Consider the following 26394-nt stretch of genomic DNA (forward strand, 5'->3'; position numbering starts at 1 on the left):
CCCTCAGCCTACGAGAGTCCTGGTGGCCGCCTCGTCGCTCTCGCGCTGCACCGGGAGCCGCTGCGCCCGGGCCGGGAGCAGCCGGTCGCGGGCGCGGCCGGCGGCGGCGCCCAGGCGGCGCAGGAAGGAGGTGGGCAGGAAGACCGCGTCGGCCACGATCATCGCCAGGGAGAAGAACGGCAGCCCGAGCAGGAGGGCGATGCCGAGGTGCTCCAGCATCATCACGGCGAGCAGGACGTTCTTCACCCGCCGGTTCAGCAGGGTGAAGGGGAAGGCGACCTGCACGGCCACGGTGCCGTAGCTGAGCAGCAGGACGAGCAGCCCGCTGCCGGCGAGGGCGTGGGAGAGCTCGGGCCAGGGCGAGAAGTAGTCGAGGTGCAGCGGGTAGTAGAGCGCGGTGCCGTCCTGCCAGCGGGAGCCCTGGATCTTGTACCAGCCGGCCGTGGCGTAGATCAGGCAGACCTCCGCCATGATCACCAGCAGGCCGGCGTTGTGCAGCAGGTTGGCCAGGACGTCGAGGACGGCGCGGGGCTCGCCCGGGGCGTACCGCCCCGCGAGCCACCACAGGCCCTGGACCAGCCAGAGGGCCCACAGGGCGGTGGCCCAGCCGATGCCGGGGAGCGGGCCGTGCTCGGTCCAGGACATCCGGGTGTCGCCGAGGATCATCGCCGCGGCCAGGGCCATCCCGCAGCAGATCCACAGCACGATGCCCGTGCGGTCGAGGCCGGCGGGCTGTCCGGCCCGCTTGGCCGCGCGGCGGGCGTCGAGGGACCATACGCGGCCGCAGCGCGTGAGGATCAGGTAGAGCGCCATCAGGTGGATGACGTTGTCGCCGCCGTCGCCGAGGAAGACGCTGCGATTCTGCAGCGACAGCACGCCGACCATGGCGAGCACGGTCATGGTCCGGGTGCGCCACCCGAGGGCGAGCAGGGCGGCGGTGACGACGGCGAAGGCGTAGACGGCCTCGAACCACAGGCCGCCGTCGGACCAGAGCAGGGCGGTGAAGGCGTGGTTGTCGGCCGTCAGCCGACGCGCCATCTCCCAGCTCCACGGCCCGTCGGGGCCGTACATCTCGTGCCGGTTCGGCCACTCGCGCAGCAGGAAGACCAGCCACGTGAAGGAGAGGCCTATCCGGATCACGGCCGTCTGGTGAGCGCCGAGCGCGGCGCCGGTGACGCGGTCGATCCCGCGCGAGAGGCGGGCGCCCGGCGGAAGGGACGTGCTCATCGGTTCTTCGCCTCCGTACGGTCGGCGGCGGTGACCGGCCACCAGCCCAGCACCCGGTAGGCGGGCTTGGGCTCGGACTTCTCGTCGCTCCAGGACGGCGGCGCGACCAGGGTGGTCACGGCGCGCACCTGGACGCGCTGGACGGTGCGCCCGTCCTGCCCGGCGCCGAGCCGGCCGACGACGATGCGCCGGATGTACTGCTCGGAGAGGGCGCCGCGCAGCCCGTTGGGCGCTTCCTTGACGTCGTGGGAGTTGGTGTAGAAGTCCCAGGCGCGGCGCAGCTCGTTCTGCTGCGTGTGGCTGGGGAGGAGGTTGTGGCGGATCTCGGCGCCGTCCCGTGCGGTGAAGTCGGTCCAGCCGGTGACGGTGGTCCGGCCGTCGGGGCCGCGGAGCTCGGCGCGAGCCTGGACGGCGACGTTCTGCTGGAGCGGGTTGGGAGCGAAGAACTTCCAGTTCTGCTCGTACTCCGGGTAGATGTAGTCGTCTATCGCCGCGGCGTTCTGCTTGGTGACCGTGTTCGACGGCGCCACGTGCAGGAACACCATCCCCAGGTGGACGGCCGCCGTCACCGCGATCACCGCTGCGCTCGCCGCGACGACCAGGCGCGCGGGCAGGGACAGCCCCGCGAGAGCCCCGGCCCGCTCGTGCCCGTCATCCGGCTCCATACCCGCCCCGTTCCTGCGTCCGCCCTGTGCTGTGCACCCGAACGGTACCGAGGTCGCCTCACGGGGCACAGCGCCCGGGGGTTATCCACAGGCTTGACACCCCTCGGCGGCCACCCCACCATTGAACCGAACGATCGGTCGGTCGGGCCGGTCGCGCAGCGGGCGGAGAGGCAGGGGGCAATGCCATGACGACGATGGCGGCGGACGCAGGAGCCCAGGACACCACGGCCCACGAGGCGTTCTTCGACGCCGCCGTGGCCGCGGACGAGCGCATCGAGCCGCGGGACTGGATGCCCGACGCCTACCGCGCCACGCTCGTCCGCCAGATAGCGCAGCACGCCCACTCCGAGATCATCGGCATGCAGCCCGAGGCCAACTGGATCACGCGCGCGCCCTCACTGCGGCGCAAGGCGATCCTCATGGCCAAGGTGCAGGACGAGGCCGGTCACGGCCTCTACCTCTACAGCGCCGCCGAGACCCTGGGCACCGGGCGGGACGAGCTGCTCGACAAGCTTCACTCGGGCCGCCAGAAGTACTCCTCGATCTTCAACTACCCCACCCTGACCTGGGCCGATGTCGGCGCCATCGGCTGGCTGGTGGACGGCGCCGCGATCACCAACCAGGTCCCGCTGTGCCGCTGCTCCTACGGGCCCTACGCCCGCGCCATGGTCCGCATCTGCAAGGAGGAGTCCTTCCACCAGCGCCAGGGCTACGAGCTCCTGCTGGCCCTCAGCCGCGGCACCGAGGCCCAGCACGCGATGGCGCAGGACGCCGTGGACCGCTGGTGGTGGCCCTCCCTGATGATGTTCGGCCCGCCGGACGCGGAGTCGGCCCACTCGGCCCAGTCCATGGCCTGGAAGATCAAACGGCACTCCAACGACGAACTGCGCCAGCGCTTCGTGGACATCTGCGTCCCCCAGGCCGCCTCCCTCGGACTGTCCCTCCCCGACCCGGACCTGCGGTGGAACGAGGAGCGCGGCCACCACGACTTCGGCGCGATCGACTGGACGGAGTTCCAGGAGGTGCTCCGCGGCAACGGCCCCTGCAACGACCAGCGGATCGGTCAGCGCCGGCGCGCCCATGAAGAGGGCGCGTGGGTGCGCGAAGCAGCCGCCGCGTATGCGGCCAAGCACGGAAAGGCGACGGCATGACGAACGCTGACTGGCCGCTGTGGGAGGTCTTCGTGCGCAGCAGGCGCGGCCTCTCCCACACCCACGCGGGCAGCCTCCACGCCCCGGACGCGGAGATGGCCCTGCGCAATGCGCGCGACCTCTACACCCGCCGCTCCGAGGGCGTCTCGATCTGGGTGGTGCCCTCCGCCGCGGTCACCGCCTCCTCGCCCGACGAGAAGGACCCCTTCTTCGAGCCGGCCGCCGACAAGCCCTACCGCCACCCGACCTTCTACGAGATCCCGGAAGGGGTGCGGCACCTATGAACGGCGCACCTGTGACCGTCGGGGAAGCCCCCCTGGCCACGGCCGCCCTGGCGCTCGGCGACGACGCCCTGGTGCTCTCCCACCGGCTGGGGGAGTGGGCCGGGCACGCGCCCGTCCTGGAGGAGGAGGTCGCCCTCGCCAACATCGCCCTCGACCTGCTCGGCCAGGCCCGCACCCTGCTCTCCCTCGCCGGCGACGAGGACGAGCTGGCCTATCTGCGGGAGGAGCGCTCCTTCCGCAACGCCCAGCTCGTCGAGCAGCCCAACGGCGACTTCGCCCGCACGATCGCCCGCCAGCTGTTCTTCTCCGTCCACCAGCACCTGCTGTACGGGCAGCTGGCCGCGGGCGACGGCCCGTTCGCGCCCCTGGCCGGCAAGGCCGTCAAGGAGGTCGCCTACCACCGCGACCACGCCGAGCACTGGACGCTGCGGCTCGGCGACGGCACGGAGGAGAGCCACGCCCGCATGCAGCGCGCCCTGGACGGCCTCTGGCGCTATACGGGCGAGCTCTTCGAGCCCGTCGAGGGCCTGTCCGTCGACTGGACGGCCCTGCGCGAGGGCTGGCTGACCGCGGTGACCGAGGTCGTCGAGCGCGCCACACTGCGGATGCCGGACGGCCCGCAGAGCGGCGCGTGGACGGCCGGAGCGGGCCGCCAGGGGATCCACACCGAGCCGTTCGGGCGGATGCTCGCCGAGATGCAGCACCTGCACCGCAGCCACCCGGGGGCGTCATGGTGACCACCTCCGCCCACCGCGAATCCGCCCGCCCCGGAGCCACCCGCCTCGAAGAGGAGCTCCGCGCGCTGGCCGGAGCCGTCCCGGACCCCGAGCTGCCCGTGCTCACCCTGGCCGAGCTGGGCGTGCTGCGCGGCCTGCACGTCACCGGCCCCGGCCGGGTCGAGGTGGAGCTGACCCCCACGTACACCGGCTGTCCCGCGGTCGAGGCGATGTCCGCGGACATCGAGCGCGTGCTGCACGAGCACGGACAGGCCGAGGTGTCCGTCCGCACGGTGCTCTCCCCCGCCTGGTCCACCGACGACATCACGGCCGAAGGCCGCCGCAAGCTGGAGGAGTTCGGCATAGCGCCGCCCCGGCCCACGGGGCCGGCCGGGCCCGTCATGGTCGGCCTGGCCATTCGCTGCCCCCACTGCGGATCCACCGAGACGACGCTGCTCAGCCGCTTCTCGTCCACCGCCTGCAAGGCCCTGCGCCGCTGCGAGGCGTGTCGCGAGCCCTTCGACCACTTCAAGGAGTTGTAGATGGCTGCGGCCCGCCACGGCGCCTTCCACCCGCTTCGGGTGGCGGCAGTCGACCGCCTCACCGACGACTCGGTCGCCGTGACCTTCGCCGTACCGCCCGAGCTGCGCGAGGTCTACCGCTGGACACCGGGCCAGCACATCGCCGTGCGCCGCACTGCCCATGACGGCACCGAGATCCGCCGTACGTACTCGGTGTGCGTCCCCGCACCCGCCCCGGAGACGCCCGGACCCGCCGAGCTGAGGGTGGGGGTCCGGCTGGTGGACGGCGGCGAATTCTCGACGTACGCCCTCAAGGAGCTGGCCGCCGGGGCCACGGTGGAGGTGATGGCGCCGATCGGCCGGTTCGTCCTGGAGCCGCGGGCCGGGCACTTCGCGGCGATCGTGGGCGGCAGCGGCATCACCCCCGTGCTGTCCATCGCCGCGACGCTGCTGGCGCGGGAGCCCGGGGCCCGGTTCTGCCTCATACGCAGCGACCGGACGACGGCCTCCACGATGTTCCTGGAGGAGGTCGCCGACCTCAAGGACCGCTTCCCGGACCGCTTCCAGCTGGTGCAGACCCTCTCCCGCGAGGAGCAGCAGGCCGGGCTGCCGTCCGGGCGGCTGGACGAGGAGCGGCTGACCCGGCTGCTGCCCGCCCTGGTCCCGGTGGAGGAGATAGGCGGCTGGTTCCTGTGCGGGCCCTACGGGCTGGTGCGGGGGGCGGAGCGGGCGCTGCGCGCGCTGGGCGTCGGGCGGGACCGCATCCACCAGGAGATCTTCCACGTGGAGTCCGGTGTGGGATCCGGGGCGGGGTCCGGTGCCGGTGCCGCCGCGGAGACCGCTCAGCCCGCGGGCGGTGCCGGGGAGCGGGCCGCCGCTTCCCCCGCGCACAGCACCGTGACCGCCACGCTGGACGGGCGCAGTGGCAGCTGGCCGGTGCGGGAAGGGGAGACGCTGCTGGAGGCGGTGCTGCGCAACCGCGGCGACGCGCCGTACGCCTGCAAGGGCGGGGTGTGCGGGACGTGCCGGGCGTTCCTGGTCCGCGGCGAGGTGCGGATGGACCGGAACTTCGCCCTGGAGCCGGATGAGGTCGAGGGCGGCCATGTGCTGGCCTGCCAGTCGCATCCGGTGACGGAGGAGGTGGAGCTCGACTTCGACCGCTGAGAGCCCCACCGGAGCCCCCACGGCAGCTCCCACCGGAGCCCCCACGGGAGCCCCCACCGGAGTCCCACCGGAGTCCCCCACTGAGCATTCCCAATTGCTCCCGCTCCCCTTACATTGACGGACCGTCAGTTCCGTGTACCGGGAGGACGGCGGCAGTGGACTTCACCTTCAGCGAGGAGCAGCAGGCGGCCGCCGAGGCGGCGCGCGCCGTGTTCTCCGGGGTCACCCCCGACGGCGTGCCCAGCCCCGTGCTGTCCCGGGGCCCGGTCGCGGAGGACTTCGACCGCGCGCTGTGGCGCAAGCTGGCCGCGGCGGATCTGCTGAGCCTGACCGCCGGCACCCGGCACGGCGGGGCGGGGCTCGGGCCGATCGCCCTGTGCCTGGTGCTGCGCGAGGCCGGGCAGGTCCTCGCGCGGGTGCCGCTGCTGGAGGCCGGGGCCACGGCGCTCGCGCTGAGCACGCACGGCGGTGCGGCGGGGGCCCGCATCCTGCCGGCGCTCGGGCGCGGGGAGCTGGTCGTCACGGTCGCCTCCAGCGGGCGGACCGGGCACGACGCGGCGGAGCTCTCGGTCGCCGCCCGGCCCGCGGCCGGGGAGGGCGGCGGCCGCGTGCTCGACGGGGTGCAGACGGCCGTGCCGTGGGCACCGAGTGCCGACCTGATCGTCGTCCCCGCATGTGACGCCGACGGCCGCACCGTGCTCGGGCTCGTCCCCCGCGAACACCCCGGCGTCGTCCTGGACCGGCAGGTGTCCACCAACGGCGAGCAGTACGCGGAGGTGCGGCTCGACGCCGTGCGGCTCGACGGCACGCAGGTCGTCGACGCCGAAGGGGCCTGGCCGCGGCTGCGCGCGCTGCTCACGGCCGGGACGTGCGCGCTCGCGCTCGGGGTGGGGACGGCAGTGTGCCGCATGACCAGCGCGTACACGAGCAAGCGGGAGCAGTTCGGCTTCCCGCTGGCCACGTTCCAGGCGGTGGCCGTCCAGGCCGCGGACCGCTATGTCGACCTGCGGGCCATGGAGGCCACGCTCTGGCAGGCCGCGTGGCGGCTGGAGACCGGTGCGGGCGGAGCCCTGCCGGCCGACGCGGACCTCGCCGTCGCGAAGGTGTGGGCCTCGGAAGGGGTACGGCGCGCGGTGCAGACCGCGCAGCACCTGCACGGCGGCTTCGGCGCCGACACCGGCTACGCGCTGCACCGGTACCACGCCTGGGCCAAGCAGCTGGAGCTGTCGCTGGGCCCGGCCGCGGCGCACGAGGAGGCGCTGGGCGACCTGCTGGCCGCCCACGCGCCCGAGGGGTAGAGCCCGGCCGCAGCCGTAGCCCAAGCCCTGCCTCCGGCTAGATCACGGTCCCGGGGGCGCCGTTGCCGTCCACGACCGGGCGGCCGGCGGCCTCCCAGACCTGCATGCCGCCCTCGACGTTCACCGCGTCCATGCCCTGCTGCACCAGATAGGCGGTGACCTGCGCGGAACGGCCGCCCGAGCGGCAGATGACGTTGATCCGGCCGCCGTCCGGCGCCTTCTCCGTCAACTCGCCGAAGCGTGCCACGAAATCGCTCATCGGAATGTGCAGAGCGCCCTCGGCGTGGCCGGCCGCCCACTCGTCGGCCTCGCGCACATCCAGCAGAAAGTCGTCGGACGAGACGGCGTCGACGCCGACCGTGGGAATTCCGGAACCAAAGCTCATGCCCACGACGCTACCCGACCAGTTCCCGCAGCTGCGCCTCGCGCTCGGCGACCTGGGCGCGCAGCCCCTCGGCGATCTCCTCCAGCAGGCCGTCCGGGTCCTCCGGCGCCATCCGCAGCATCGCGCCGATCGCCGACCCCTCCAGCTCGGCGGCCAGCCCCGACAGCATCTCCTTGCGCTGCGCCAGCCACTCCAGGCGGGCGTAGAGCTCCTCCGCGCGGTCCAGGGGCCGCGGCTCCGGCGCCGGGCCCGCGGCCCACTCCGCGGCCAAGGCGCCCAGAAGGTCCTCGTCACCGTCCGCGTACGCGGCGTTGACCCGCACGATGAACTCCTCGCGGCGCAGCCGCTCGGCCTCGTCCCGCGCCAGGTCCGGGTGGGCCTTGCGGACCAGCTCCCGGAAGGCCCGGCGGGCCTCGTCGCTCGCGCGGACCCGGCGGGGCGGGCGGACCGGCTTCTCCGTGAGCATCGCCATGCCCTCCGGGGACAGCCCGTCCGAGTCCAGCCAGCCGCCGAACAGCTCCTCCACGCCGGGCAGCGGCTGCACCAGCGCGCGGGCCTCGCGGGCCTTGCGCCGGTCCTCCGGATCGCCGCTGCGGGCCGCGACGGCCTCGGCGATCTGCGCGTCCAGCTCCTCCAGGCGGGCGTAGACCGGGCCGAGGCGCTGGTGGTGCAGGCGGGAGAAGTTCTCCACTTCCACGCGGAACGTCTCCACGGCGATCTCGAACTCGATCAGCGCGGTCTCGGCCGTGCGGACGGCTTGCTCCAGGCGGGAAGTGTCTGCTTCCGGATTCATCACCCGCCCAGCGTAGTTCCCTCCCGGAGGGGCACCGGGAACGCGGCGGCCCGCCCCCGACGTACCCCCGCCGCGGCGGCGCGCAACCACCGCGGTGGAGGCCGGCGGTGCCGGACGGCCTGATGCCGGCCGGGCACCGCCGGACTGCGCCATCGCGGCTTTTCGCCGTCGCGGCGGATTTTTCTTGCCCGCGGCAAGGGGCGAGGTGCGCCGCCGCCCGCCCCGGCGGGACTTCCCGCCTGCGGCGAAGCGCCGAGGACAGGCGCCGGCCCGCAGCGCCCCCTAGACGCCCGTCTCCGCCGCCACCCGTCCCGCACTGATCGCGCGGGTCAGGGACTCGTGGTCGGCTTCCGTACGGTCCGCGTAGGTCCGGGCGAAGGCGGCCACCGCCTCGTCCAGGGCGTCGGACTTGCCGCAGTAGGCCGCTATCAGGCGCGGGTCCGTCGTGTGGGAGTGGGCGCGGGCGAGGAGCGCACCGGTGAGGCGGGCGTAGTCGTCCAGTTCGGCGGGGGCGAGGGCCGCCGGGTCGACGCTGCCCTTGCGGTTGCGGAACTGCCGCACCTGGTACGGCCGCCCCTCGACGGTGGTCCAGCCCAGCAGCACGTCGCTCACGACCTGCATCCGCTTCTGGCCGAGCACGACCCGCCGCCCCTCGTGCCCGTCCGGCGGCAGCGCGAAGCCGGCCTTCTCCGCGTACGGCAGCAGGACCGAGGGCCGGGCCTCCTTCACCTGGAGGACCAGCGGCTCCCCGCGGTGGTCCAGCAGCAGCACCACGTACGAGCGCAGCCCCACGCTCCCGGTGCCGACGATGCGGAACGCCACGTCCTGCACCTCGTAGCGGGCGAGCAGCGGCAGCAGGTCCTCCGGGACGGTGCCGAGGTACTCGCTCAGCGCCGAGGCGACCGCGCCCGCCTCGGCGTCCGGCAGGCGGCGCAGCACCGGCGGGGCGTCCACGAAGCGCCGCCCGCCGTCCGCCTTCTCCGTGGCCTTGGCGGCGAAGCGGGCGCTCGTGTTCCGCCGGGCCTTCTCGGAGACGCGCTCCAGCGTGCCGGTCAGGTCGCGGGCGTCCGCGTGGGAGACGAGCCGCTCGTCGGCGATGGCGTTCCAGGCGTCCGCGACGGGCATGCCGGCGAGCAGCCGCATCGTGTGCCGGTAGGAGCCGGCCGCGTCCCGCGCCGCGTCCCGGCAGGTGGCCTCGTCCGCGCCCGCCTCCCGCCCGGCCAGCACCAGCGAGGCGGCGAGCCGCTTCACGTCCCACTCCCAGGGCCCGTGCAGGGTCTCGTCGAAGTCGTTGAGGTCGATGACGAGCCCGCCGCGCGCGTCACCGTAGAGCCCGAAGTTGGCGGCATGGGCGTCGCCGCAGATCTGGGCTCCGGCCCCGGTCACGGCGGTGTCCACCAGGTCGTACGCCATGAGCCCGGCGGACCCGCGCAGGAAGGCGAACGGGGAGGCGGCCATCCTGCCGACCCGTATCGGCGTGAGCTCGGGCAGCCGGCCCGCGTTCGAGGCCTCGACGGCGACGACCGCGTCCGGCCGGTCCGGACTCGCGGCCCAGTGCGCGTGCGCGGACCGCGGCACCCGCTCCCGCAGCGCCTTGCCCTCCGCCTTCGGCGACCCCGCCGCCCCCTTGGGCCCGGCGGGCCGGGCGAACCCCGGCACGTACGGCAGTCGCGACATCGCGCCCACCTCCCCCTTCGTACGTCTCTTTCGTACGTCGTCTCTCGTACGTCTCTTACGTCGTTCTCTTACGGCTCTCGCGTCGCGCATCTCGCGCACCGCGCACCGCGCGCGCCACACGCCACGCGTCGCTCGGATGGCGAGAACCTACCGGCGGAGCTCCGGCGGGAGACAGGGGGACTCGGGGGCGCGAACCACTCAAGCACACAGGGGCGTGACGGACCCCGCCGCGCGCCGCCGCCGCGCCGGGAACCCGCGCGCCCCCGCCCGCGCGGCGACGAGGTGGGCGACCGAGGCCAGGGTGATGTGGCGGTGCCAGCCCTGGAACGAGCGGCCCGCGAAGTCCCGGACGCCGGTGTGCTCGGAGATCTCCGCGAAGTCGCGCTCGACGACGTCCGTGAGCCGGGTCAGCCGCAGCAGGGTGGTCAGCGGCAGTCGCCGGGCGTCGGTGAGCCACAGCCGCGAAGGCCACCGGTCGGAGGAGCGCCAGTCGCCCATGAGCAGCATCGGCCGGTGGTGGACGGCGCCGGTGCCGCCCCCGGGGCCGCCGCCGGGCACCCGGCACGCCAGCAGCACGGGAATGGCGCTCACCACGCCGAAGTGCAGGCGGCCCCCCACCGCGTCCGACCACTCCACCTGGCGGCGCATCCGCTTCATCGAGGAGATCAGGTTCAGGGCGGGCACCTCCTTGTCGCTGTACCCCTGGAGCAGGGAGCCGTCGATCCGCAGCGGCGTCCCGCCGTCGATGCGCAGGATCAGGGAGGCGCCCGCGCGGGCGAAGCGCCCCGCCGTCGCGCCCGCGTCGAGCCCCTCCACGTCCACGACGACGGGGCGCCGGCGCAGCCCCCAGGCCTCGGCGGCCTCCAGGGCGACGGATCCGGCGTGCTCCTCCAGGGAGGCGACACGGCTGGCGGCGGGTATGTGGGCACGGCTGCGCCGGGCCGGGTCCTCCAGCCAGCTCCTGGAGAGCACCAGGCTCCAGTTGAAGGGCACGCTGATCCGCTCCGAGGCGCTCCACGCGCCGAACGCCCGCTGCCCGTTGACGGTCTGGCCCAGGTGGGGAAGGAACTGCTGGTCGACGCCGACCGAGTGGATGCCCGCCTTGGGGATGACCGTGGAGTTGACCACCCACGCCTGCGGGCGCACCGCCTCGTCCGCGAGCCGCGCCAGCGCGCCCCGGACGGGCGCCCAGTTCCAGGACGAGGCGGTGATGAAGTGGTGGACGCTCTGCTGGAGCGCCTTCCCGCCGATCTGTTCCGCGACGTTGCGCAGGGTCTTGCGGCCCTCCGCCGCCAGCAGGCCGCGTACGTACTGCTCGGCCATCCGGCGCTGGTCGTGCCGCGCGAGGGAAGCGAACAGCTCCGGCTCCACGTCCCAGCCGTCGGCGAGGGCCGCCGCCCCGCCGGGCCCGTGCCCGGCTGCCGCGGCTGCCGCGCGGCCGGGCACACGGCCGGCCGCCGTCCCGCCGGGGGCACGGCCGGGTTGCGCGGATCTGACTGGCATCGGATCTCCCCACGTGGTGGCTACCGGTGGTGGCTACCGGACTGGCGCCCGACCGTACCAAACCGACCGCGTGGTTTCTATTGATGCTTGAACCTTGTACCACCTAGCCCGTCACGGTCGTCGGGCGGCGAGGGGTGGCGCGAACCTTGGCCGAATTCGACCGATTGCCGCATCACGCCTGGTCACAGATTGATCAAAAAGTGAACTCACCCCCGCTGCGGCCATCTTTAGCCGGATGCGGGCTTTTAGTTAGCCCTAAAGGTGGCATCCTCTTAGAGGAAGGCGCCCCAGGGCGCCGTGAGTTCTTGGTTCCAGGGGGTAGCGATGACGTGGCGCGACAGACGCGATCATGGATCGGCGGCCGACGAGGCCGGAGGCCGGCTGGCACGCCACGCGACGGCATCCCTTGCGGGCCTCCTCGCCGAACGCGGCATGACCCGCAAGGACTTGGCGGAGAGCATGGGCGTCTCCCCGGGGAGGGTGAGCCAAATCCTCTCCGGAGACGAAAATCTGACCATGCGTTCGCTGGCCGCCGTGGCCGATGCGCTCGACGTGAAGATGGAGATTTCGTTCTCCGAGCCCGCCGCCACCGGCTGCCAGGAATCGCCCGCGCACAGAGCGTTGGCCAAGACGTACCGCTGAGCCGACGCCCCGCACCGGTAGCCCACCGCGGGACCGGCGGCTCACCGCATCACCGTCCGGGCGGCTCCGCAGCGGCCGCGTACAAAGGCTGCCGCCGCAGTTCGAGGATCCTCCGGTCGTCGCTGCGCTTGCCGTGCGCGTGCGCCAGCTCCAGCAGGCGCGCGCACAGGTGCTCGGCCTCGCCGAAGGCCCGCAGCGTCCGACCGATCTCCTCGCGCGTCCGCCCGCGCTGCTCGACCGCACAGGCCTTCTCGATCTCGGCCTCCAGCGTGTCCGCCTTCTGCACCGCGGCCCGCACCTCTTCGTACCGCGTCTCGATCGAGACCGCCGGGCTGCTCTTGCCCCTGGCCGGGCGCCCGGGCACCTCGACCCGCGACTTCAGGTGCCGCGAGACCCGGTCCGCGAAGACGTCGAGCTCCCAGTGATTGTCGAAGCCGTCGGCCAGGCGGGCGCACCAGTCGGCCCGGTCCGTCTGCAAGCGGTCCATCAGACTGTTGATCAGCAGGGAATGGCCGAGTGTGAGAATCGCCATCACCGGATGCTCGGCCTGCTCGGTCCGCCGCTTGGGCACCAGCCCCGCCCCCGCGACGATCCCGACCGCCGCCGGCGGCACGGCCGAGGCGTGCGGTAACAGCAGGCCGCTGGCGAGCGCCGCCATCGCGGACGTCCACAGCACGACGGCCAGCGCCGAGGCGGCCGAGCGCACCGTCCCCAGCAGCCGCCCCTGCCCGCGGAAGCGGTGCACGAGGCACACCCAGGTCACGGGCGCGCAGACGGCAGCGGGCAGTATCCACACCGAAAAAACGGACGTCTGGTCCCCAGCCACCCCGCGTCCCCCATTCCGGATCACACAGCGCCCCGGTACGACTACGGAATGATGTTCCCACTCCAGCCACTACCGCGTGCCACGTTCCGGCCAAGCTCTGAGGACGCAAGGGGCCGCAGGGGGCACAAGGGCCCCTCTGCCCCGAGGAGATGGAAGGCCAAAACGAGACAGACCCCCCGGAGTGACCGAAGTCACTTCGAGAGGTCTGTCCTCTGTGCGCGAGGGGGGAGTTGAACCCCCACGCCCTTTCGGGCACTGGAACCTGAATCCAGCGCGTCTGCCTATTCCGCCACCCGCGCATGGGTGTCGTCCTCGGGCTTCCGGGCTTCCTCCGGCGGGGCCTTGGCCCTTCCGGTGTCTGCGCCGTGCGCCTTCCGACATCGAGAACATTAGCACGCCCTGGCGGGTGCCTTCACACTCGTTCTCCCCGGACCGGCCCGGGCAGGGGCCGTGGCGGCCCGCCCGGGCCGCCGGGACCGGTGGGGACCCCGCCGGTTGCGGGACACTGGCTCCCGGCCGCCTCTACGATCCCTATGTAGGGGTCCCGGTGAAGGGATCCCCGTGAAGGGGACAGGGAGGGTCGCGCCGGAGGGCCGGGGCGACACTCGTCACTCCTGGCCCCGAAGGGGAACCGGCCGTTTCCCCGACGCGTGGATACGATCAGTAAGCAGTATCAGGAACGACACCGAGCATCAGGAACGTCACTGAGGGAAGGAGGTGCCCCGTGGGAGTACTGAAGCGCTTCGAGCAGCGTCTCGAAGGTCTCGTGAACGGCACCTTCGCCAAGGTGTTCAAGTCCGAGGTGCAGCCGGTCGAGATCGCCGGCGCGCTCCAGCGCGAGTGCGACAACAACGCCACCATCTGGAACCGTGACCGCACCGTCGTCCCGAACGACTTCATCGTGGAGCTGAGCACCCCGGACTTCGAGCGGCTCAGCCCGTACTCCGGTCAGCTCGGCGACGAGCTGTCCGGCATGGTCCGCGACTACGCCAAGCAGCAGCGGTACACCTTCATGGGGACCATCAAGGTCCATCTGGAGAAGGCGGACGACCTCGACACCGGCCTGTACCGGGTGCGCAGCCGCACCCTCGCCTCCAGCGAGTCGCAGGACCACCAAGGCGGGCCGGGCCAGCGCCCCGGCAGCCCGCGCCCGGGCGGCCCCGTCACCCAGGGTGCGGGCTATCCGGCGCCTCCGTCGGGGCTGCCGCCCATGCCCGCGTCACCGCCGCCTTCCGCACCTCCCGGGCGGCCCGCGCCGCGCGCGGGCGGCAGCGGCCCCGCGGCGGGCGTGCCCGGCGCCCAGACCCGGCGCTGGATCGAGATCAACGGCACCCGCCACCAGATCTCCCGGCCCACCCTCGTGCTGGGCCGCAGCACCGAGGCGGACGTACGGATCGACGACCCCGGCGTCTCCCGCCGGCACTGCGAAATCCGGGTCGGCACCCCCGCCACCATCCAGGACCTGGGGTCGACCAACGGCATCGTGGTGGACGGACAGCACACCACTCGCGCTACGCTCCGCGACGGCTCACGGATCGTCGTGGGCAGCACCACCATCGTTTATCGGCAAGCCGAAGGGTGAAGCGGGGGCAATGTCAGAGCTGACCCTCACGGTCATGCGGTTGGGTTTCCTCGCCGTACTGTGGCTGTTCGTGATCGTGGCCGTTCAGGTCATCCGCAGTGACCTCTTCGGCACCCGGGTCACCCAGCGTGGCTCCCGCCGCGGCGGTGGCGAGAACCGGCCGCAGCGCGCGCAGGCCGCTGCCCAGGCCGCGCCTCCGCAGCAGCGCCAGCAGCAGACGGGCGGCCGCAGGGCCGACCGGCGCGCGGACCGGGGCCGCCGCGGCGCCCCCACCAAGCTCGTGGTCTCCGAGGGCACCCTCGCGGGCACCACGGTGGCCCTCCAGGGCCAGACCATCTCGCTGGGCCGCGCCCACGACTCCACGATCGTGCTGGACGACGACTACGCCTCCAGCCGGCATGCCAGGATCTACCCGGACCGCGACGGCCAGTGGATCGTCGAGGACCTGGGTTCGACCAACGGCACGTATCTCGACCGCACGCGGCTGACCACCCCGACCCCGATCCCGCTCGGCGCGCCGATCCGCATCGGCAAGACCGTCATCGAGCTGCGGAAGTAGTAGGACCATGACGACCGGAGGGTGGGCAGCGTGGCTGGGAAGGGGCTGTACCCGGAGCCGACGGGCGAGGTGCGCATGAGTCTGTCACTGCGCTTCGCCGCCGGATCGCACAAGGGCATGATCCGGGAGGGCAACGAGGATTCCGGTTACGCCGGTCCGCGCCTGCTCGCCATCGCCGACGGCATGGGCGGCCAGGCCGCGGGCGAGGTCGCCAGCTCCGAGGTGATCTCCACCCTCGTCCAGCTCGACGACGACGTCCCCGGCTCGGACATCCTCACCTCGCTGGGCACCGCCGTGCAGCGCGCCAACGACCAGCTGCGCGTCATGGTCGAGGAGGACCCCCAGCTGGAGGGCATGGGCACGACCCTGACCGCCCTGCTGTGGACCGGCCAGCGCCTCGGCCTCGTGCACGTCGGCGACTCCCGCGCGTACCTGCTGCGCGACGGCGTCCTCACCCAGATCACCCAGGACCACACCTGGGTGCAGCGGCTGGTGGACGAGGGCCGGATCACCGAGGAGGAGGCCACCACCCACCCGCAGCGCTCCCTGCTGATGCGCGCGCTGGGCAGTGGCGACCACGTCGAGCCGGACCTGTCCATCCGCGAGGTCCGCGCCGGCGACCGCTATCTGATCTGCTCCGACGGCCTCTCCGGCGTCGTCAGCCACCAGACGATGGAGGAGACGCTCGCCAGCTACCAGGGCCCGCACGAGACGGTCCAGGAGCTGATCCAGCTCGCCCTGCGCGGCGGCGGGCCCGACAACATCACCTGCATCGTCGCCGACGTCCTCGACGTCGACGGCGGCGAGCCCGGACAGCAGCTGGTCCAGCAGCTCAACGACACGCCGGTGATCGTCGGCGCGGTCGCCGAGAACCAGCTGCAGCTGGGCGTCGACGGCGCCATGCAGACCCCGGCCGGCCGCGCCGCCGAGCACGCCCGCGCCAACCGGCCGGTGCCCCCGCAGGCTCCCGGCGGCGGCTTCGGCCCGCCCGGCAGCGGCGACGGCGGCACTCCGGACGGCTCGTTCGGCGCCTTCATGGACGAGGACTTCGTCAAGGAGCCCCGGCGCGGCCGGTGGCTCAAGCGGACGCTCATCCTCGCCATCGCCCTCGGCGTCGTCGCGGGCGGCCTCTACGGCGGCTACAGCTGGACCCAGACGCAGTACTACGTGGGCGCCAAGGACAACAACCACGTGGCGGTCTACCAGGGCATCAACCAGGACCTGGCGTGGGTGAACCTCAGCAAGCTCTACCAGGACCACCCCGAGATCGAACTCAAGTACCTGCCCGTCGACCAGCGCAGCCGCGTCGAGGACACCATCGCGCTCGACAGCCGCGAGAAGGCGGAGCAGAAGGCCAAGGACCTCGGCCTGCTCGCCGGCGCCTGCAAGAAGGAAGACGAGCGCCGCAAGGCCGAGCAGGCGCAGCGCGACAAGGAGAAGCAGAACGGCGACCGGGTCGGCTCCGTGGGCGAGCTGCCCAAGGACCCGAAGGACCCCAAGGCGGGCGACGCCAAGCCGGGGGCCGCCGGCCTCTCCGCCCGAGCCACCCCGGCGCCCAGCCCGGGCCCCACCCTCACCGAGGAAGAGCAGAAGTTGGTCCCGCAGTGCAGCGCTCAGCAGTAAAGCCGTAGGGGGCCATCAACTCATGTCACCCATGCCATCCATGCCATCCATGCCATCCAGCGCGGGCAGCAACACGACCGCGACGACCACGATCAGCACCGTGGGCCCGCCCAGCCGGCGCAACACCGAGCTGGCGCTGCTCGCGTTCGCGGTGATCCTGCCCTGCTTCGCGTACGCCAACGTCGGTCTCGCGCTCAACGGCGAGATGCCGTCGGGCATGCTCGGCTACGGGCTCGGCCTCGGCCTGCTCGGCGGCGTCGGGCACCTGGTGGTGCGCAAGTTCGCGAAGTACGCCGACCCGCTGCTGCTGCCGCTGGCCACCCTGCTCAACGGCCTCGGGCTCGTGATGATCTGGCGGCTCGACCAGTCGGAGCGGCTGGCGCGCCTGGCCAAGGCGCAGGGCTTCACGTTCCAGGCGTCGGCGCCCAACCAGCTGATGTTCTCGGCGCTCGGCATCGCGCTCTTCGTGGCCGTGGTGATCTTCCTCAAGGACCACCGCATCCTCCAGCGCTACACCTACATCTCCATGGTGGTCGCGCTGATCCTGCTGGTCGCCCCGGTGTTCTTCCCCGGCAAGTTCGGCGCCAAGATCTGGATCACCGTCCCGGGCCTCGGTTCCATCCAGCCCGGTGAGTTCGCGAAGATCATCCTGGCGATCTTCTTCGCCGGCTACCTGATGGTGAAGCGCGACGCCCTGGCCCTGGCCAGCCGCCGCTTCATGGGGCTGTACCTGCCGCGCGGCCGCGACCTCGGCCCGATCCTCGCCGTCTGGGCGCTGAGCCTCGTCATCCTCGTCTTCGAGACCGACCTGGGCTCGTCGCTGCTGTTCTTCGGCATGTTCGTCGTCATGCTCTACGTCGCCACCGAGCGCACCAGCTGGATCGTCTTCGGTCTGCTGATGTCGGCGGGCGGCGCGGCCGTCGTCGGCTCCGTCGAGCCGCACGTCAAGGTCCGTGTGATGGCCTGGCTGCACCCCTTCGCGGTCTACGACAACCCGCGCCCGTCCTGGGCCACCACGGAGCAGATCGCCCAGGCCCTGTTCGCCTTCGGCTCCGGCGGCGTCTTCGGCACCGGCTGGGGCCAGGGCGCCTCCGACCTGATCCAGTTCGCGGCCAACTCCGACTTCATCTTCGCCTCCTACGGCGAGGAGCTCGGCCTGGCCGGCGCCATGGCGATCCTGCTGATCTACGGCCTGATCGTGGAGCGCGGCGTGCGGACGGCCCTCGCCGCCCGCGACCCGTTCGGCAAGCTCCTCGCGACGGGCCTCGCCGCCGCCTTCGGCATCCAGGTCTTCGTCGTGGCGGGCGGCGTCATGGGCCTCATCCCGCTGACCGGTATGACCATGCCGTTCCTCGCCCAGGGCGGCTCGTCCGTGATCGCCAACTGGGCGCTGATCGCCATCCTGATAAAGATCAGCGACACGGCACGGCGCCCGGCTCCGGCCCCCGCACCGTCCCCAGACGCCGAGATGACCCAGGTGGTCCGCCCGTGAACAAGCCCGTACGCAGGATCGCGATCTTCTGCGGCCTCCTCGTCCTGGCCCTGCTCCTGCGGGACAACTGGCTCCAGTTCGTCCAGGCCGACGAGCTGAAGACGCACAAGAACAACCGCCGCGTCGACATCGCCCGCTACAGCCAGCCCCGCGGCAACATCATCGTGGACGGCCAGGCCATCACCGGCTCGGTCGAGACCGGCGGCGTGGACTTCAAGTACAAGCGGACGTACACGGACGGCGCCATGTGGGCGCCCGTCACCGGCCGCTCCTCGCAGGTCTACGGCGCCACCCAGCTGGAGAACCTCTACGACCGCGTCCTCATCGGCGACGACGACCGCCTGTTCTTCAACCGCACCGTCGACATGATCACGGGCAAGGGGAAGAAGGGCGGTGACGTGATCACCACCCTGAACGGCAAGGCCCAGAAGGCCGCCTTCGAGGGCCTGGGAGACAAGAAGGGCGCCGTCGCGGCCATCGACCCGCGCACCGGCAAGATCCTCGCCCTGGCGTCCACCCCGTCGTACGACCCGTCCAAGATCGCGGGTGCCAACGACGGCAAGGAGTGGACGTCGCTGGACAAGGACAAGAACAAGCCCATGCTCAACCGGGCGCTGCGCGAGACCTACCCGCCGGGTTCGACCTTCAAGGTCGTGACGGCGGCCGCGGCCCTGGAGAACGGCCTGTACAAGGACGTCGACTCCAAGACCGACTCGCCGCTGCCGTGGACCCTGCCGGACACCGTCACCCCGCTGAAGAACGAGGGCGAGATCCCCTGCAAGGACGCCTCGCTGCGGGTGGCCCTGCAGTGGTCCTGCAACACCGTCTTCGGCAAGGTCAGCGCCGACCTCGGCAACAAGAAGATGATGGACGAGGCGCAGAAGTTCGGGTTCAACAACGACAAGCTCGACACGCCCGTGCGCGCCGCCCAGAGCATCTACCCCAAGGACAACCGTCCGCAGAACGCCATGGACGGCATCGGCCAGGCCTCCAACCGCGCCACGCCACTCCAGATGGCCATGGTGGCCGCCGCGGTCGCCAATGACGGCAAGCTCATGGAGCCGTACATGGTCGACAAGGTGCGCGCCCCCAACCTGAACGTGATCGAGACGCACCAGCCGAAGGAGATGTCCCAGCCCATGTCGCGGGACAACGCCCGGCAGCTCCAGTCGATGATGGAGACGGTGGTCAACGAGGGCACCGGCAAGAACGGCCGGATCCCGAACGTCACGGTCGGCGGCAAGACCGGAACCGCTCAGCACGGCGTGGCCAACAGCGAGAACCCCTACGCGTGGTTCATCTCCTACGCCAAGGGCTCCAACGGCTCGCCCGTCGCCGTCGCCGTGGTGATCGAGGGTTCGGACACGCTGCGCGACGACATCGCCGGTGGCGCCCTCGCCGCGCCGATCGCGAAGAAGGTCATGGAGGCGGTGCTCAGCACGGCGAAGTGACGCCGCTCACCTCCGCCGTCCGGAGCCGCGCGTGACGGTACCGGTCGTGTATCAGGTGGCCGTCGCGGCCGGAAGGGGCGTGACGTGCCGGGTACCGTATGCCGGACAGCACACCGCCGGACGTAGTGAAGGTGCGGTCAGGAAAACGGAAGGGCTGGAGCTATGGAAGAGCCGCGTCGCCTCGGCGGCCGGTACGAACTGGGCTCGGTGCTCGGCCGCGGTGGCATGGCCGAGGTCTACCTCGCCCACGACACCCGGCTCGGCCGCACCGTCGCCGTGAAGACGCTGCGGGTGGATCTCGCCCGCGACCCGTCCTTCCAGGCCCGGTTCCGCCGTGAGGCCCAGTCGGCCGCCTCGCTCAACCACCCGTCGATCGTCGCCGTGTACGACACGGGCGAGGACTACGTCGACGGCGTGTCGATCCCGTACATCGTCATGGAGTACGTGGACGGGTCGACCCTGCGCGAGCTGCTGCACTCCGGCCGCAAGCTGCTGCCCGAGCGGTCCCTGGAGATGACCATCGGCGTCCTCCAGGCGCTGGAGTACTCCCACCGGGCCGGCATCGTCCACCGCGACATCAAGCCGGCGAACGTCATGCTGACGCGCACCGGCCAGGTCAAGGTCATGGACTTCGGCATCGCCCGCGCGATGGGCGACTCCGGCATGACGATGACGCAGACCGCGGCCGTGATCGGCACCGCCCAGTACCTCTCCCCGGAGCAGGCCAAGGGCGAGCAGGTCGACGCGCGCTCGGACCTCTATTCGACCGGCTGCCTGCTGTACGAGCTGCTGGCCGTGCGGCCGCCGTTCGTGGGCGACTCGCCGGTGGCGGTCGCCTACCAGCACGTGCGGGAGGAGCCGAACCCGCCGAGCGTCCACGACCCCGAGATCACGCCCGAGATGGACGCCATCGTCCTCAAGGCGCTGGCCAAGGACCCGGACTACCGCTACCAGTCGGCCGACGAGATGCGCGCCGACATCGAGGCGGCCCTGGAGGGCCAGCCCGTCGCCGCCACGGCCACCATGGGCGCCGTCGGCTACGGCGCGGACGCCCCGACGGCCATGCTCCGCCCCCAGGCCCCCGCGGGCCAGGGGCAGACGTCCATGCTCCCGCCCGTGCGGGACGACGACGGCGGGTACGGCGGCTACGACGACGGCCACGGCCGGCGGCGCGGCGGGGGCGGCGGCCGCAAGAGCAACCTGTCGACGATCCTGCTGATCCTCGCGGGCGTCCTGGTGCTGGTCGGTGCGATCTTCATCGGGAAGTCGCTGTTCAACGGCAGCGACAACGCCTCCAAGGTGTCCGTGCCGAACCTCGTCGGGCAGACGCTGAAGGACGCTCAGCAGCAGGGCGTCAACGGCGACTTCAAGGTCGTGCAGAACGGCACCGAGACCTGCGAGCAGGACAAGGGCAAGATCTGCAGCCAGGACCCGACGGGCGGCGGCAAGATCGACCGCGGTGGCGAGGTCAAGGTCAAGGTGTCCTCGGGCGCGGCCAAGGTCAGCGTCCCCGACGTCACCGAGAAGCAGCTGGAGAACGCCCGGCGGATCCTGGAGAAGGCGGGCTTCCAGGTCAACACCAAGGGCAAGCAGGTCGACGGCGTCGCGGCCGACACGGTCCTGGAGCAGAACCCCAAGGGCGACACGCAGGCCGAGAAGGGCTCCGAGGTCACCCTGACCGTCGCCACGGCCAAGCCGACCAAGACGGTGCCGTCCGTGGTGGGCCAGAACGTCGACGCCGCGAAGAAGCAGCTGACCGACAACGGCTTCCAGGTGTCGGTGACGGAGGAGGACGCCCCGGGGCAGGCCCCCGGCACCGTCACCAAGCAGAGCCCCGACGGCAACACCCAGGCCGCCCAGAACTCCATGGTCACCCTGACCGTGGCCAAGGGCGCGCAGAACGTCGTCGTGCCGCCCGTCCTGACGCACAAGCTCAAGGACGCCAAGAAGGAGATCGAGGGCGCGGGCCTGAAGGTCGGCAACGTCATCGGCCCGCAGGACGACAACGCGATCGTCCAGACCACGAACCCCCTCCCGGGCAACCAGGTCGCCAAGGGCACCGCGGTCGACGTGACGACCACGGCGGGCCTCCCCGGCTCCGACACGGGCAACCCCGGCACCCCGGGCGGCGACCAGGGCGCCACGGGCAACACGGGCTTCATCGGAGGCGGCTTCATAGGGGGCCGTCGTCACTGACGCCGTAAGAACGGCGAACGCCGGGTGGGCTTCTTGAAGCCCACCCGGCGTTCGGCGTTTCAGGGCCGGCGCAGTTCCTTCGGGAGCGTGCGGTCCGCGTCGACCTTCTCCGTGCGCTCCAGCTCCGCCCAGACGACGTAGCGGTAGTCCGAGGTGTAGACGGGCGTGCAGGTCGTCAGGGTCAGGTAGCGGCCCGGCTTCGTCTTCCCCGATTCCTTCGGGACGGGGTCGATGACGGCGACGTTGTACTTCGAGGTCTGCTTCAGCTCGGCGTAGACCTTGTAGACGTACCAGACGTCGCGCGTCTCGAAGACGACCCGGTCGCCGGTCCTCACCTTGTCGATGTTGTGGAACTTCGCGCCGTGCCCGTCGCGGTGGGCCGCCAGGGTGAAGTTGCCCTGCTTGTCCCACGGCATCGCGGCCTTGGCCGGGGAGGTGTAGAACCCGGCGACGCCCTCGTTGAGGACGTCGGTCCCCGTGCCGCGCTTGACCAGGACCTCGCCGTTCTTCATGGCGGGCACGTGCAGGAAGCCGATGCCGTCCTTGGTGTCGAGCGCGCCGGGGCCCGACGGGCCCTGCGCCCAGCGGTCGCGCACCTGGTTGCCCTGCCGCTTCGCCTCGCGGTCGGCGAGGACGTTCGTCCACCACAGGGAGTAGACGACGAAGAGGGCCAGGATCACGCCCGCTGTGATCAGCAGTTCGCCGATGACGCCCACGGCGGCGGCGAGGCGCCCCCGTCCCCGGTCAGTACGTGCCACTGACGTTCGTACCCCGCTCACTGTTCCCCGCGTGTCTCAGTTGACGAGCGCGTCCGGCTTTCCCTTGCTCCGGGGCCGCTCGTCGACCATCTTGCCCCACACGATCAGGCGGTAGGTACTGGTGAACTCGGGGGTGCAGGTGGTGAGGGTGATGTAGCGGCCGGGGCCGCGGAAGCCCGAGCCGGCCGGCACGGGGGCGATGACCGTGACATTCGCCGGCGACGTCTGGTCCAGACGGCTCGTCATCTCATACGTGTAGAAGGCGCTCCGCGTCTCCACGACGATCTTGTCGCCGGGCTTCAGGCGGTTGACGTAGCGGAACGGTTCGCCATGGGTGTTGCGGTGGCCGGCGAGGGCGAAGTTGCCCTGCTTGTCCCACGGCATCGCGGTCTTGAGGGCGGCAGCGCCCCCGTCTCCGTAGTGGCCCACCATGCCGCGGTCGAGGACCTTCTGCTTGCCGACGCCCTCGGCGATGGGCGCCTTCACGTCCAGCGACGGGATGTAGAGGATCGCGAAGCCCTCGCCGGGCGAGAACGCGCCCGCGTCCCGGTCGGCGGCGCCCTGGCCGTCCTCGTCCCAGCGGCTCTGCAAGTGGTGCGCGGCCCCGCCGGCCTGCTGGTGGGCGCGGATGTTCGTCCACCACAGCTGGTAGGCGACGAAGAGCAGCATCACGAGGCCGGCCGTGATGAACAGCTCGCCCGTCAGCCGGCACAGCAGCACGCCCAGGCTGCCCCTGCGCGCCCGCCGGGCCGCGTGCCTCCGCGCGGCACGCCCCCCGGTCCGTACGGGCCTGTGCGCCGCCTGAGCCGGCACCTCCACCCTGCGCAGCTCCATCGTCGCCCGGTCCTCGGGCGGCAGCGGCTGCGATACGACCCGCGGGGGCGTGGTCACGCCCCGGCCTTGCCCACCACCGGGGCCAGGCCCGCCGACCGCTCCACCGCCGTCGCGTCGCCGCAGGCGACCAGCCAGTTGGCGAGCATCCGGTGGCCCCACTCGGTGAGCACGGACTCGGGGTGGAACTGCACGCCCTCGACCGGCAGGTCGCGGTGGCGCAGGCCCATCGCGATGCCCGACTCCGTCCAGGCGGTGATCTCCAGCTCGTCGGGCCAGTTCTCCCGCTCGACGGCCAGCGAGTGGTAGCGGGTGGCCGTGAAGGGCGACGGGAGGCCCTGGAAGACGCCCGCGCCCTCGTGCGTCACCAGCGACGTCTTGCCGTGCAGCAGCTCGGGCGCCCGCCCGACCACGCCGCCGTACGCGACGGCCATCGACTGCATGCCCAGGCAGACGCCGAAGACGGGGATGCCGTGCTGGGCGCAGTGCCGCACCATGTCGATGCACACACCGGCCTGTTCGGGCGCCCCCGGCCCGGGCGAGAGCAGGACGCCGTCGAAGCCGTCCTGCGCGTGGGCGAGCTCGACCTCGTCGTTGCGCCGTACCTCGCACTCCGCGCCGAGCTGGTAGAGGTACTGGACGAGGTTGAAGACGAAGCTGTCGTAGTTGTCCACGACGAGGATGCGCGCACTCACTGGTTGACCGCCATTCCGTTGTCGACCGTCACGTCGTTGAACGGCAGCAGTGGTTCCGCCCAGGGGAAGACGTACTGGAAGAGCGCGTAGACGACCGCCAGTACGAGCAGCAGCGAGATCAGTGCCCGCACCCATGCGTTGCCCGGCAGATGCCGCCAGATCCAGCCGTACATGCTGTCCCCACTTGCCGATGACGTAGTCGAAATTGCAGCACCAGACTAAGGGTCGGGCGGGCGCCGAGGGGGTCAGGCGGACAAAGCACCGGGCCGGCCCTGCGCGACGGGCGAGGTGGCGTCCAGGTGCGCCCACACGATCAGCCGGTGGCTGTGGCCCCACTCCGGCTCGCAGGTGGTGAGGGTCAGGTAGCGGCCCGGGGTGCGGTAGCCGGACGCGGCGGGCACGGGGTCGATGACGGCCGTGTCGTCGGGGCGGGTGCGGTACGGGCGGCCGTCCACGCGGTACGTGAACCAGGTGGTGCCGTCGCTGATCACCACCGCGTCGCCCGCACGCAGCTCGTCGAGGTCCTTGAAGGGGTCGCCGTAGGTGCGACGGTGGCCGGCGACCGCGAAGTTGCCCGGCGCGCCGGGGCGGGCGGTCTGCTCGTAGTGGCCGAGGCCCCGCTTGAGGAGGTCCGTGCCGGTTCCTTCGAGGACGGGCTTGGCCCAGCCGGCGCCGAAGCGGGGGATGTACATGACGGCGAAGGCGCGGCCGGCCCGCGGGGCCGGGCCGGCGGGGGGCGCTTGGCCGGCGGTGCCTGCGCGGGGCGGGGTCCGGGAGGGCGCCCCGGGCTGTGCCGGTGCGGACGGGTCTCCCGGCCGGGCTCCCGGTTCGCCTCCTGACCGGTCGCCCGATGGGTCCGGCGGCCGGTCAGGCAAGCCGCCCGCCCCGGGCTGCGCCCCCTCCGGCCGCTGCTCCGGTGCCTGCTCCCCCGGCGCGGCCGCCGCGCTCACGGCCCCGCTCGACCAGCGGTCCTGGAGCCGGCCGAGCTCCTCGTCCATGGCACTGCCGGCGCGCACGCCCGTCCAGTAGAGGACGTAGACGACGAAGAGGACGAGCAGCATGCCGGTGGTGACGCACAGTTCGCTGACGGTGCGGACGACGGTCCTCGACCTCACCGCGGGCCTCCTCCCGCTCGTGCTCCCCGCTCACGCCCTCACGTCACGGGCTCGGCGTAGTGGAGGTCCACTGTGCCCGAGTAGCCCGGAAGAGTCACCGCCTCGTGCTGGTCGACTTTCCAGCCGAGCCCGTACGCGTTGACGTACTGGAGGTAGTTCTGGATCGACGGGGAGGCGTCGATCGCCTTGCGGAGCGCGCCGCGGTCGCCGACGGCCGTCACCTTGTACGGCGGGGAGTAGACGCGGCCCTGGAGGATCAGGGTGTTGCCGACGCAGCGGACCGCGCTGGTGGAGATCAGCCGCTGGTCCATGACCTGGATGCCCTTGGCGCCGCCCTGCCAGAGGGCGTTGACGACGGCTTGCAGGTCCTGCTGATGGATGACCAGGTCGTTGGGCTGCGGCTGCGGGACGCCGGGGATCCTGGCCGTGGCGTTCGGCGGGGCGTCGGTGAGGGTGACGGTCAGGCCCTGGCCGCTGATCGGCGTGGTGCCGGCGGCCGCCGCGAGACCGGCCAGCTTCTTGTTCCGGGCGGCGGTGTTGCCGTCGCCGCGCCGGGCGAGGGCGTCGACCTGGGAACGGACGGCCGCGGCGCTCTCGTCCAGGCCGGCGTTCTTGCGGCTGCGCTCCTGGATGAGGTCGGAGAGCCGGAGCATGGAGTCGTCGGTGCGGATGTCCGTGCCGTGCGCGGTGTTGAAGCTCGTCCAGAAGATGAGGCCAGCCAGCGCGAACACGCCCCCGGTGAGCAGCCGGACGGGCTTGAAGCGCCGGGAGGGCCTGCTGGTGGAGTCCGCAGAATTACTCAACGTACCCTTATCCTCTCCGGCGCCACGGAAGCACTACGCTAACGGACGCCCGGGGCAAGGTGGCGTTCCCGCCGCCCACCGCCCCGGGCCGGCCCTTTGTCCCGCCCCATGCAGCCCCAGCGCGGTCACGCAGCGCATCGACAGGAGAGTTCCTCGTGCCGAAGTCACGGATCCGCAAGAAGGACGACTTCACGCCGCCGCCGGCGAAGCAGCAGACCATCAAGCTGAGCTCCGGACGGGGCTGGGTGGCGCCGCTGATGCTGGCGATGTTCCTGATCGGGCTGGCCTGGATCGTCATGTTCTACGTGACCAGTGGCGACATGCCCGTCGAGTCCCTCCACAACTGGAACATCGTGGTCGGTTTCGGCTTCATCGCGGCGGGGTTCGTAGTCTCCACGCAGTGGAAGTAGCAAGTCCTCCGGGGAGCCTTCCGGGGA

General features: G+C 72.0%; 27 protein-coding genes and 1 tRNA gene. 14 read left to right on the forward strand and 14 right to left on the reverse strand.

Annotation, left to right across the window (positions count from 1 at the left end; all coding sequences use genetic code 11):
* Positions 1-3: 3 nt before the first annotated feature.
* Positions 4-1227, reverse strand: coding sequence for an HTTM domain-containing protein (locus tag PS271_RS13740; protein WP_398382184.1), 1224 nt, complete (start codon positions 1225-1227; stop codon positions 4-6).
* Entirely contained in the window at positions 1224-1892 is a 669-nt protein-coding gene (locus PS271_RS13745; RefSeq protein ID WP_398382185.1) for a DUF5819 family protein, read from the reverse strand. The genes PS271_RS13740 and PS271_RS13745 overlap by 4 nt, the downstream gene beginning before the upstream one ends.
* 185 nt (positions 1893-2077) lie before the next feature.
* Here PS271_RS13745 and paaA point away from each other — a divergent pair, with 185 nt between their 5' ends.
* From paaA to PS271_RS13775, 6 genes are all read left to right on the forward strand, one after another.
* Positions 2078-3043 carry a 1,2-phenylacetyl-CoA epoxidase subunit PaaA gene (gene paaA, locus PS271_RS13750; RefSeq protein ID WP_398382186.1) on the forward strand — a complete coding sequence of 322 codons (966 nt, stop codon included), beginning with the start codon at positions 2078-2080 and terminating at the stop codon, positions 3041-3043.
* Positions 3040-3327, forward strand: a complete 288-nt coding sequence (paaB, locus tag PS271_RS13755) for a 1,2-phenylacetyl-CoA epoxidase subunit PaaB (RefSeq protein ID WP_120754903.1) — start codon at positions 3040-3042, stop codon at positions 3325-3327. Before paaA ends, paaB begins: the two co-directional genes overlap by 4 nt.
* On the forward strand, positions 3324-4064 hold the full coding sequence (gene paaC, locus PS271_RS13760) for a 1,2-phenylacetyl-CoA epoxidase subunit PaaC (RefSeq protein WP_398382187.1): 741 nt from the start codon (positions 3324-3326) through the stop codon (positions 4062-4064). The genes paaB and paaC overlap by 4 nt, the downstream gene beginning before the upstream one ends.
* Positions 4058-4585, forward strand: coding sequence for a 1,2-phenylacetyl-CoA epoxidase subunit PaaD (gene paaD / locus PS271_RS13765; protein WP_359594419.1), 528 nt, complete (start codon positions 4058-4060; stop codon positions 4583-4585). The genes paaC and paaD overlap by 7 nt, the downstream gene beginning before the upstream one ends.
* On the forward strand, positions 4586-5728 hold the full coding sequence (locus tag PS271_RS13770) for a 2Fe-2S iron-sulfur cluster-binding protein (RefSeq protein ID WP_398382188.1): 1143 nt from the start codon (positions 4586-4588) through the stop codon (positions 5726-5728). It abuts the gene before it with no gap.
* Positions 5729-5883: 155 nt separating this feature from the next.
* On the forward strand, positions 5884-7026 hold the full coding sequence (locus tag PS271_RS13775; protein ID WP_398382189.1) for an acyl-CoA dehydrogenase family protein: 1143 nt from the start codon (positions 5884-5886) through the stop codon (positions 7024-7026).
* A gap of 37 nt (positions 7027-7063) precedes the next feature.
* Here PS271_RS13775 and PS271_RS13780 read toward each other — a convergent pair whose 3' ends face one another.
* The 4 genes from PS271_RS13780 to PS271_RS13795 all read right to left on the reverse strand — a co-directional run bounded on the left by PS271_RS13780 (position 7064) and on the right by PS271_RS13795 (position 11384).
* Positions 7064-7411, reverse strand: a complete 348-nt coding sequence (locus tag PS271_RS13780; RefSeq protein ID WP_120755569.1) for a rhodanese-like domain-containing protein — start codon at positions 7409-7411, stop codon at positions 7064-7066.
* A 10-nt stretch (positions 7412-7421) separates the two neighbouring features.
* Positions 7422-8204 (reverse strand): J domain-containing protein, encoded by a 783-nt coding sequence (locus PS271_RS13785; protein WP_398382190.1) that lies wholly within the window; start codon positions 8202-8204, stop codon positions 7422-7424.
* Positions 8205-8486: 282 nt separating this feature from the next.
* Complete coding sequence (locus PS271_RS13790; protein ID WP_398382191.1) at positions 8487-9881, reverse strand: DUF2252 domain-containing protein; 1395 nt, start codon at positions 9879-9881, stop codon at positions 8487-8489.
* A gap of 198 nt (positions 9882-10079) precedes the next feature.
* On the reverse strand, positions 10080-11384 hold the full coding sequence (locus tag PS271_RS13795) for an IS701 family transposase (RefSeq protein WP_398382192.1): 1305 nt from the start codon (positions 11382-11384) through the stop codon (positions 10080-10082).
* Between the two features lie 324 nt (positions 11385-11708).
* Here PS271_RS13795 and PS271_RS13800 point away from each other — a divergent pair, with 324 nt between their 5' ends.
* The gene (locus PS271_RS13800) at positions 11709-12026 is read left to right on the forward strand and encodes a transcriptional regulator (protein WP_398382193.1); all 318 of its coding nucleotides are present in this window, start codon (positions 11709-11711) and stop codon (positions 12024-12026) included.
* A gap of 49 nt (positions 12027-12075) precedes the next feature.
* Here PS271_RS13800 and PS271_RS13805 read toward each other — a convergent pair whose 3' ends face one another.
* Together PS271_RS13805 and PS271_RS13810 are read right to left on the reverse strand one after the other, a co-directional pair.
* Positions 12076-12822 carry a hypothetical protein gene (locus PS271_RS13805; RefSeq protein WP_398382194.1) on the reverse strand — a complete coding sequence of 249 codons (747 nt, stop codon included), beginning with the start codon at positions 12820-12822 and terminating at the stop codon, positions 12076-12078.
* A gap of 245 nt (positions 12823-13067) precedes the next feature.
* Positions 13068-13151, reverse strand: a tRNA-Leu gene (locus PS271_RS13810).
* A 425-nt stretch (positions 13152-13576) separates the two neighbouring features.
* On the opposite strand from PS271_RS13810, the gene PS271_RS13815 reads away from it, so the two are divergent.
* From PS271_RS13815 to pknB, 6 genes are all read left to right on the forward strand, one after another.
* Entirely contained in the window at positions 13577-14434 is an 858-nt protein-coding gene (locus PS271_RS13815; RefSeq protein ID WP_398382195.1) for an FHA domain-containing protein, read from the forward strand.
* Positions 14435-14444: 10 nt separating this feature from the next.
* Positions 14445-14993, forward strand: coding sequence for an FHA domain-containing protein FhaB/FipA (locus PS271_RS13820; protein WP_398382196.1), 549 nt, complete (start codon positions 14445-14447; stop codon positions 14991-14993).
* 75 nt (positions 14994-15068) lie between these two features.
* A complete protein-coding gene (locus PS271_RS13825; protein WP_398386836.1) occupies positions 15069-16616 on the forward strand; it encodes a Stp1/IreP family PP2C-type Ser/Thr phosphatase in 1548 nt (515 codons plus the stop codon).
* 49 nt (positions 16617-16665) lie between these two features.
* Positions 16666-18108: an FtsW/RodA/SpoVE family cell cycle protein gene (locus PS271_RS13830; RefSeq protein ID WP_398382197.1), complete on the forward strand. Its 1443-nt coding sequence runs from the start codon at positions 16666-16668 to the stop codon at positions 18106-18108.
* Entirely contained in the window at positions 18105-19559 is a 1455-nt protein-coding gene (locus PS271_RS13835; protein ID WP_398382198.1) for a penicillin-binding transpeptidase domain-containing protein, read from the forward strand. Before PS271_RS13830 ends, PS271_RS13835 begins: the two co-directional genes overlap by 4 nt.
* Before the next feature lie 162 nt (positions 19560-19721).
* The gene (pknB, locus tag PS271_RS13840) at positions 19722-21755 is read left to right on the forward strand and encodes a Stk1 family PASTA domain-containing Ser/Thr kinase (RefSeq protein ID WP_398382199.1); all 2034 of its coding nucleotides are present in this window, start codon (positions 19722-19724) and stop codon (positions 21753-21755) included.
* Between the two features lie 59 nt (positions 21756-21814).
* On the opposite strand, the gene PS271_RS13845 is transcribed toward pknB, so the two are convergent.
* The 6 genes from PS271_RS13845 to PS271_RS13870 all read right to left on the reverse strand — a co-directional run bounded on the left by PS271_RS13845 (position 21815) and on the right by PS271_RS13870 (position 25957).
* The gene (locus PS271_RS13845; protein WP_398382200.1) at positions 21815-22513 is read right to left on the reverse strand and encodes a class E sortase; all 699 of its coding nucleotides are present in this window, start codon (positions 22511-22513) and stop codon (positions 21815-21817) included.
* A 36-nt stretch (positions 22514-22549) separates the two neighbouring features.
* Positions 22550-23404: a class E sortase gene (locus PS271_RS13850; RefSeq protein WP_398382201.1), complete on the reverse strand. Its 855-nt coding sequence runs from the start codon at positions 23402-23404 to the stop codon at positions 22550-22552.
* Positions 23401-24039 carry an aminodeoxychorismate/anthranilate synthase component II gene (locus PS271_RS13855; RefSeq protein WP_398382202.1) on the reverse strand — a complete coding sequence of 213 codons (639 nt, stop codon included), beginning with the start codon at positions 24037-24039 and terminating at the stop codon, positions 23401-23403. Before PS271_RS13855 ends, PS271_RS13850 begins: the two co-directional genes overlap by 4 nt.
* Positions 24036-24212, reverse strand: coding sequence for a hypothetical protein (locus tag PS271_RS13860; RefSeq protein WP_398382203.1), 177 nt, complete (start codon positions 24210-24212; stop codon positions 24036-24038). Before PS271_RS13860 ends, PS271_RS13855 begins: the two co-directional genes overlap by 4 nt.
* Positions 24213-24284: 72 nt before the next feature.
* On the reverse strand, positions 24285-25154 hold the full coding sequence (locus PS271_RS13865) for a class E sortase (RefSeq protein ID WP_398382204.1): 870 nt from the start codon (positions 25152-25154) through the stop codon (positions 24285-24287).
* Between the two features lie 38 nt (positions 25155-25192).
* Positions 25193-25957, reverse strand: coding sequence for a DUF881 domain-containing protein (locus tag PS271_RS13870; RefSeq protein WP_398382205.1), 765 nt, complete (start codon positions 25955-25957; stop codon positions 25193-25195).
* 155 nt (positions 25958-26112) lie between these two features.
* Between PS271_RS13870 and crgA the strand changes: the two genes are divergently transcribed.
* Entirely contained in the window at positions 26113-26367 is a 255-nt protein-coding gene (gene crgA / locus PS271_RS13875) for a cell division protein CrgA (protein ID WP_120754945.1), read from the forward strand.
* Positions 26368-26394 lie beyond the last annotated feature (27 nt).

The sequence above is a fragment of the Streptomyces sp. SCA2-17 genome (assembly GCF_044336695.1).

Coding starts and splice junctions, on each gene's coding strand:
- PS271_RS13740 (WP_398382184.1), bottom strand. CDS start 1,227: ATGAGCACGTCCCTTCCGCCGGGCGCCCGCCTCTCGCGCGGGATCGAC.
- PS271_RS13745 (WP_398382185.1), bottom strand. CDS start 1,892: ATGGAGCCGGATGACGGGCACGAGCGGGCCGGGGCTCTCGCGGGGCTG.
- paaA (WP_398382186.1), top strand. CDS start 2,078: ATGACGACGATGGCGGCGGACGCAGGAGCCCAGGACACCACGGCCCAC.
- paaB (WP_120754903.1), top strand. CDS start 3,040: ATGACGAACGCTGACTGGCCGCTGTGGGAGGTCTTCGTGCGCAGCAGG.
- paaC (WP_398382187.1), top strand. CDS start 3,324: ATGAACGGCGCACCTGTGACCGTCGGGGAAGCCCCCCTGGCCACGGCC.
- paaD (WP_359594419.1), top strand. CDS start 4,058: ATGGTGACCACCTCCGCCCACCGCGAATCCGCCCGCCCCGGAGCCACC.
- PS271_RS13770 (WP_398382188.1), top strand. CDS start 4,586: ATGGCTGCGGCCCGCCACGGCGCCTTCCACCCGCTTCGGGTGGCGGCA.
- PS271_RS13780 (WP_120755569.1), bottom strand. CDS start 7,411: ATGAGCTTTGGTTCCGGAATTCCCACGGTCGGCGTCGACGCCGTCTCG.
- PS271_RS13785 (WP_398382190.1), bottom strand. CDS start 8,204: ATGAATCCGGAAGCAGACACTTCCCGCCTGGAGCAAGCCGTCCGCACG.
- PS271_RS13790 (WP_398382191.1), bottom strand. CDS start 9,881: ATGTCGCGACTGCCGTACGTGCCGGGGTTCGCCCGGCCCGCCGGGCCC.
- PS271_RS13795 (WP_398382192.1), bottom strand. CDS start 11,384: ATGCCAGTCAGATCCGCGCAACCCGGCCGTGCCCCCGGCGGGACGGCG.
- PS271_RS13800 (WP_398382193.1), top strand. CDS start 11,709: ATGACGTGGCGCGACAGACGCGATCATGGATCGGCGGCCGACGAGGCC.
- PS271_RS13820 (WP_398382196.1), top strand. CDS start 14,445: ATGTCAGAGCTGACCCTCACGGTCATGCGGTTGGGTTTCCTCGCCGTA.
- PS271_RS13825 (WP_398386836.1), top strand. CDS start 15,069: ATGAGTCTGTCACTGCGCTTCGCCGCCGGATCGCACAAGGGCATGATC.
- PS271_RS13830 (WP_398382197.1), top strand. CDS start 16,666: ATGCCATCCAGCGCGGGCAGCAACACGACCGCGACGACCACGATCAGC.
- pknB (WP_398382199.1), top strand. CDS start 19,722: ATGGAAGAGCCGCGTCGCCTCGGCGGCCGGTACGAACTGGGCTCGGTG.
- PS271_RS13860 (WP_398382203.1), bottom strand. CDS start 24,212: ATGTACGGCTGGATCTGGCGGCATCTGCCGGGCAACGCATGGGTGCGG.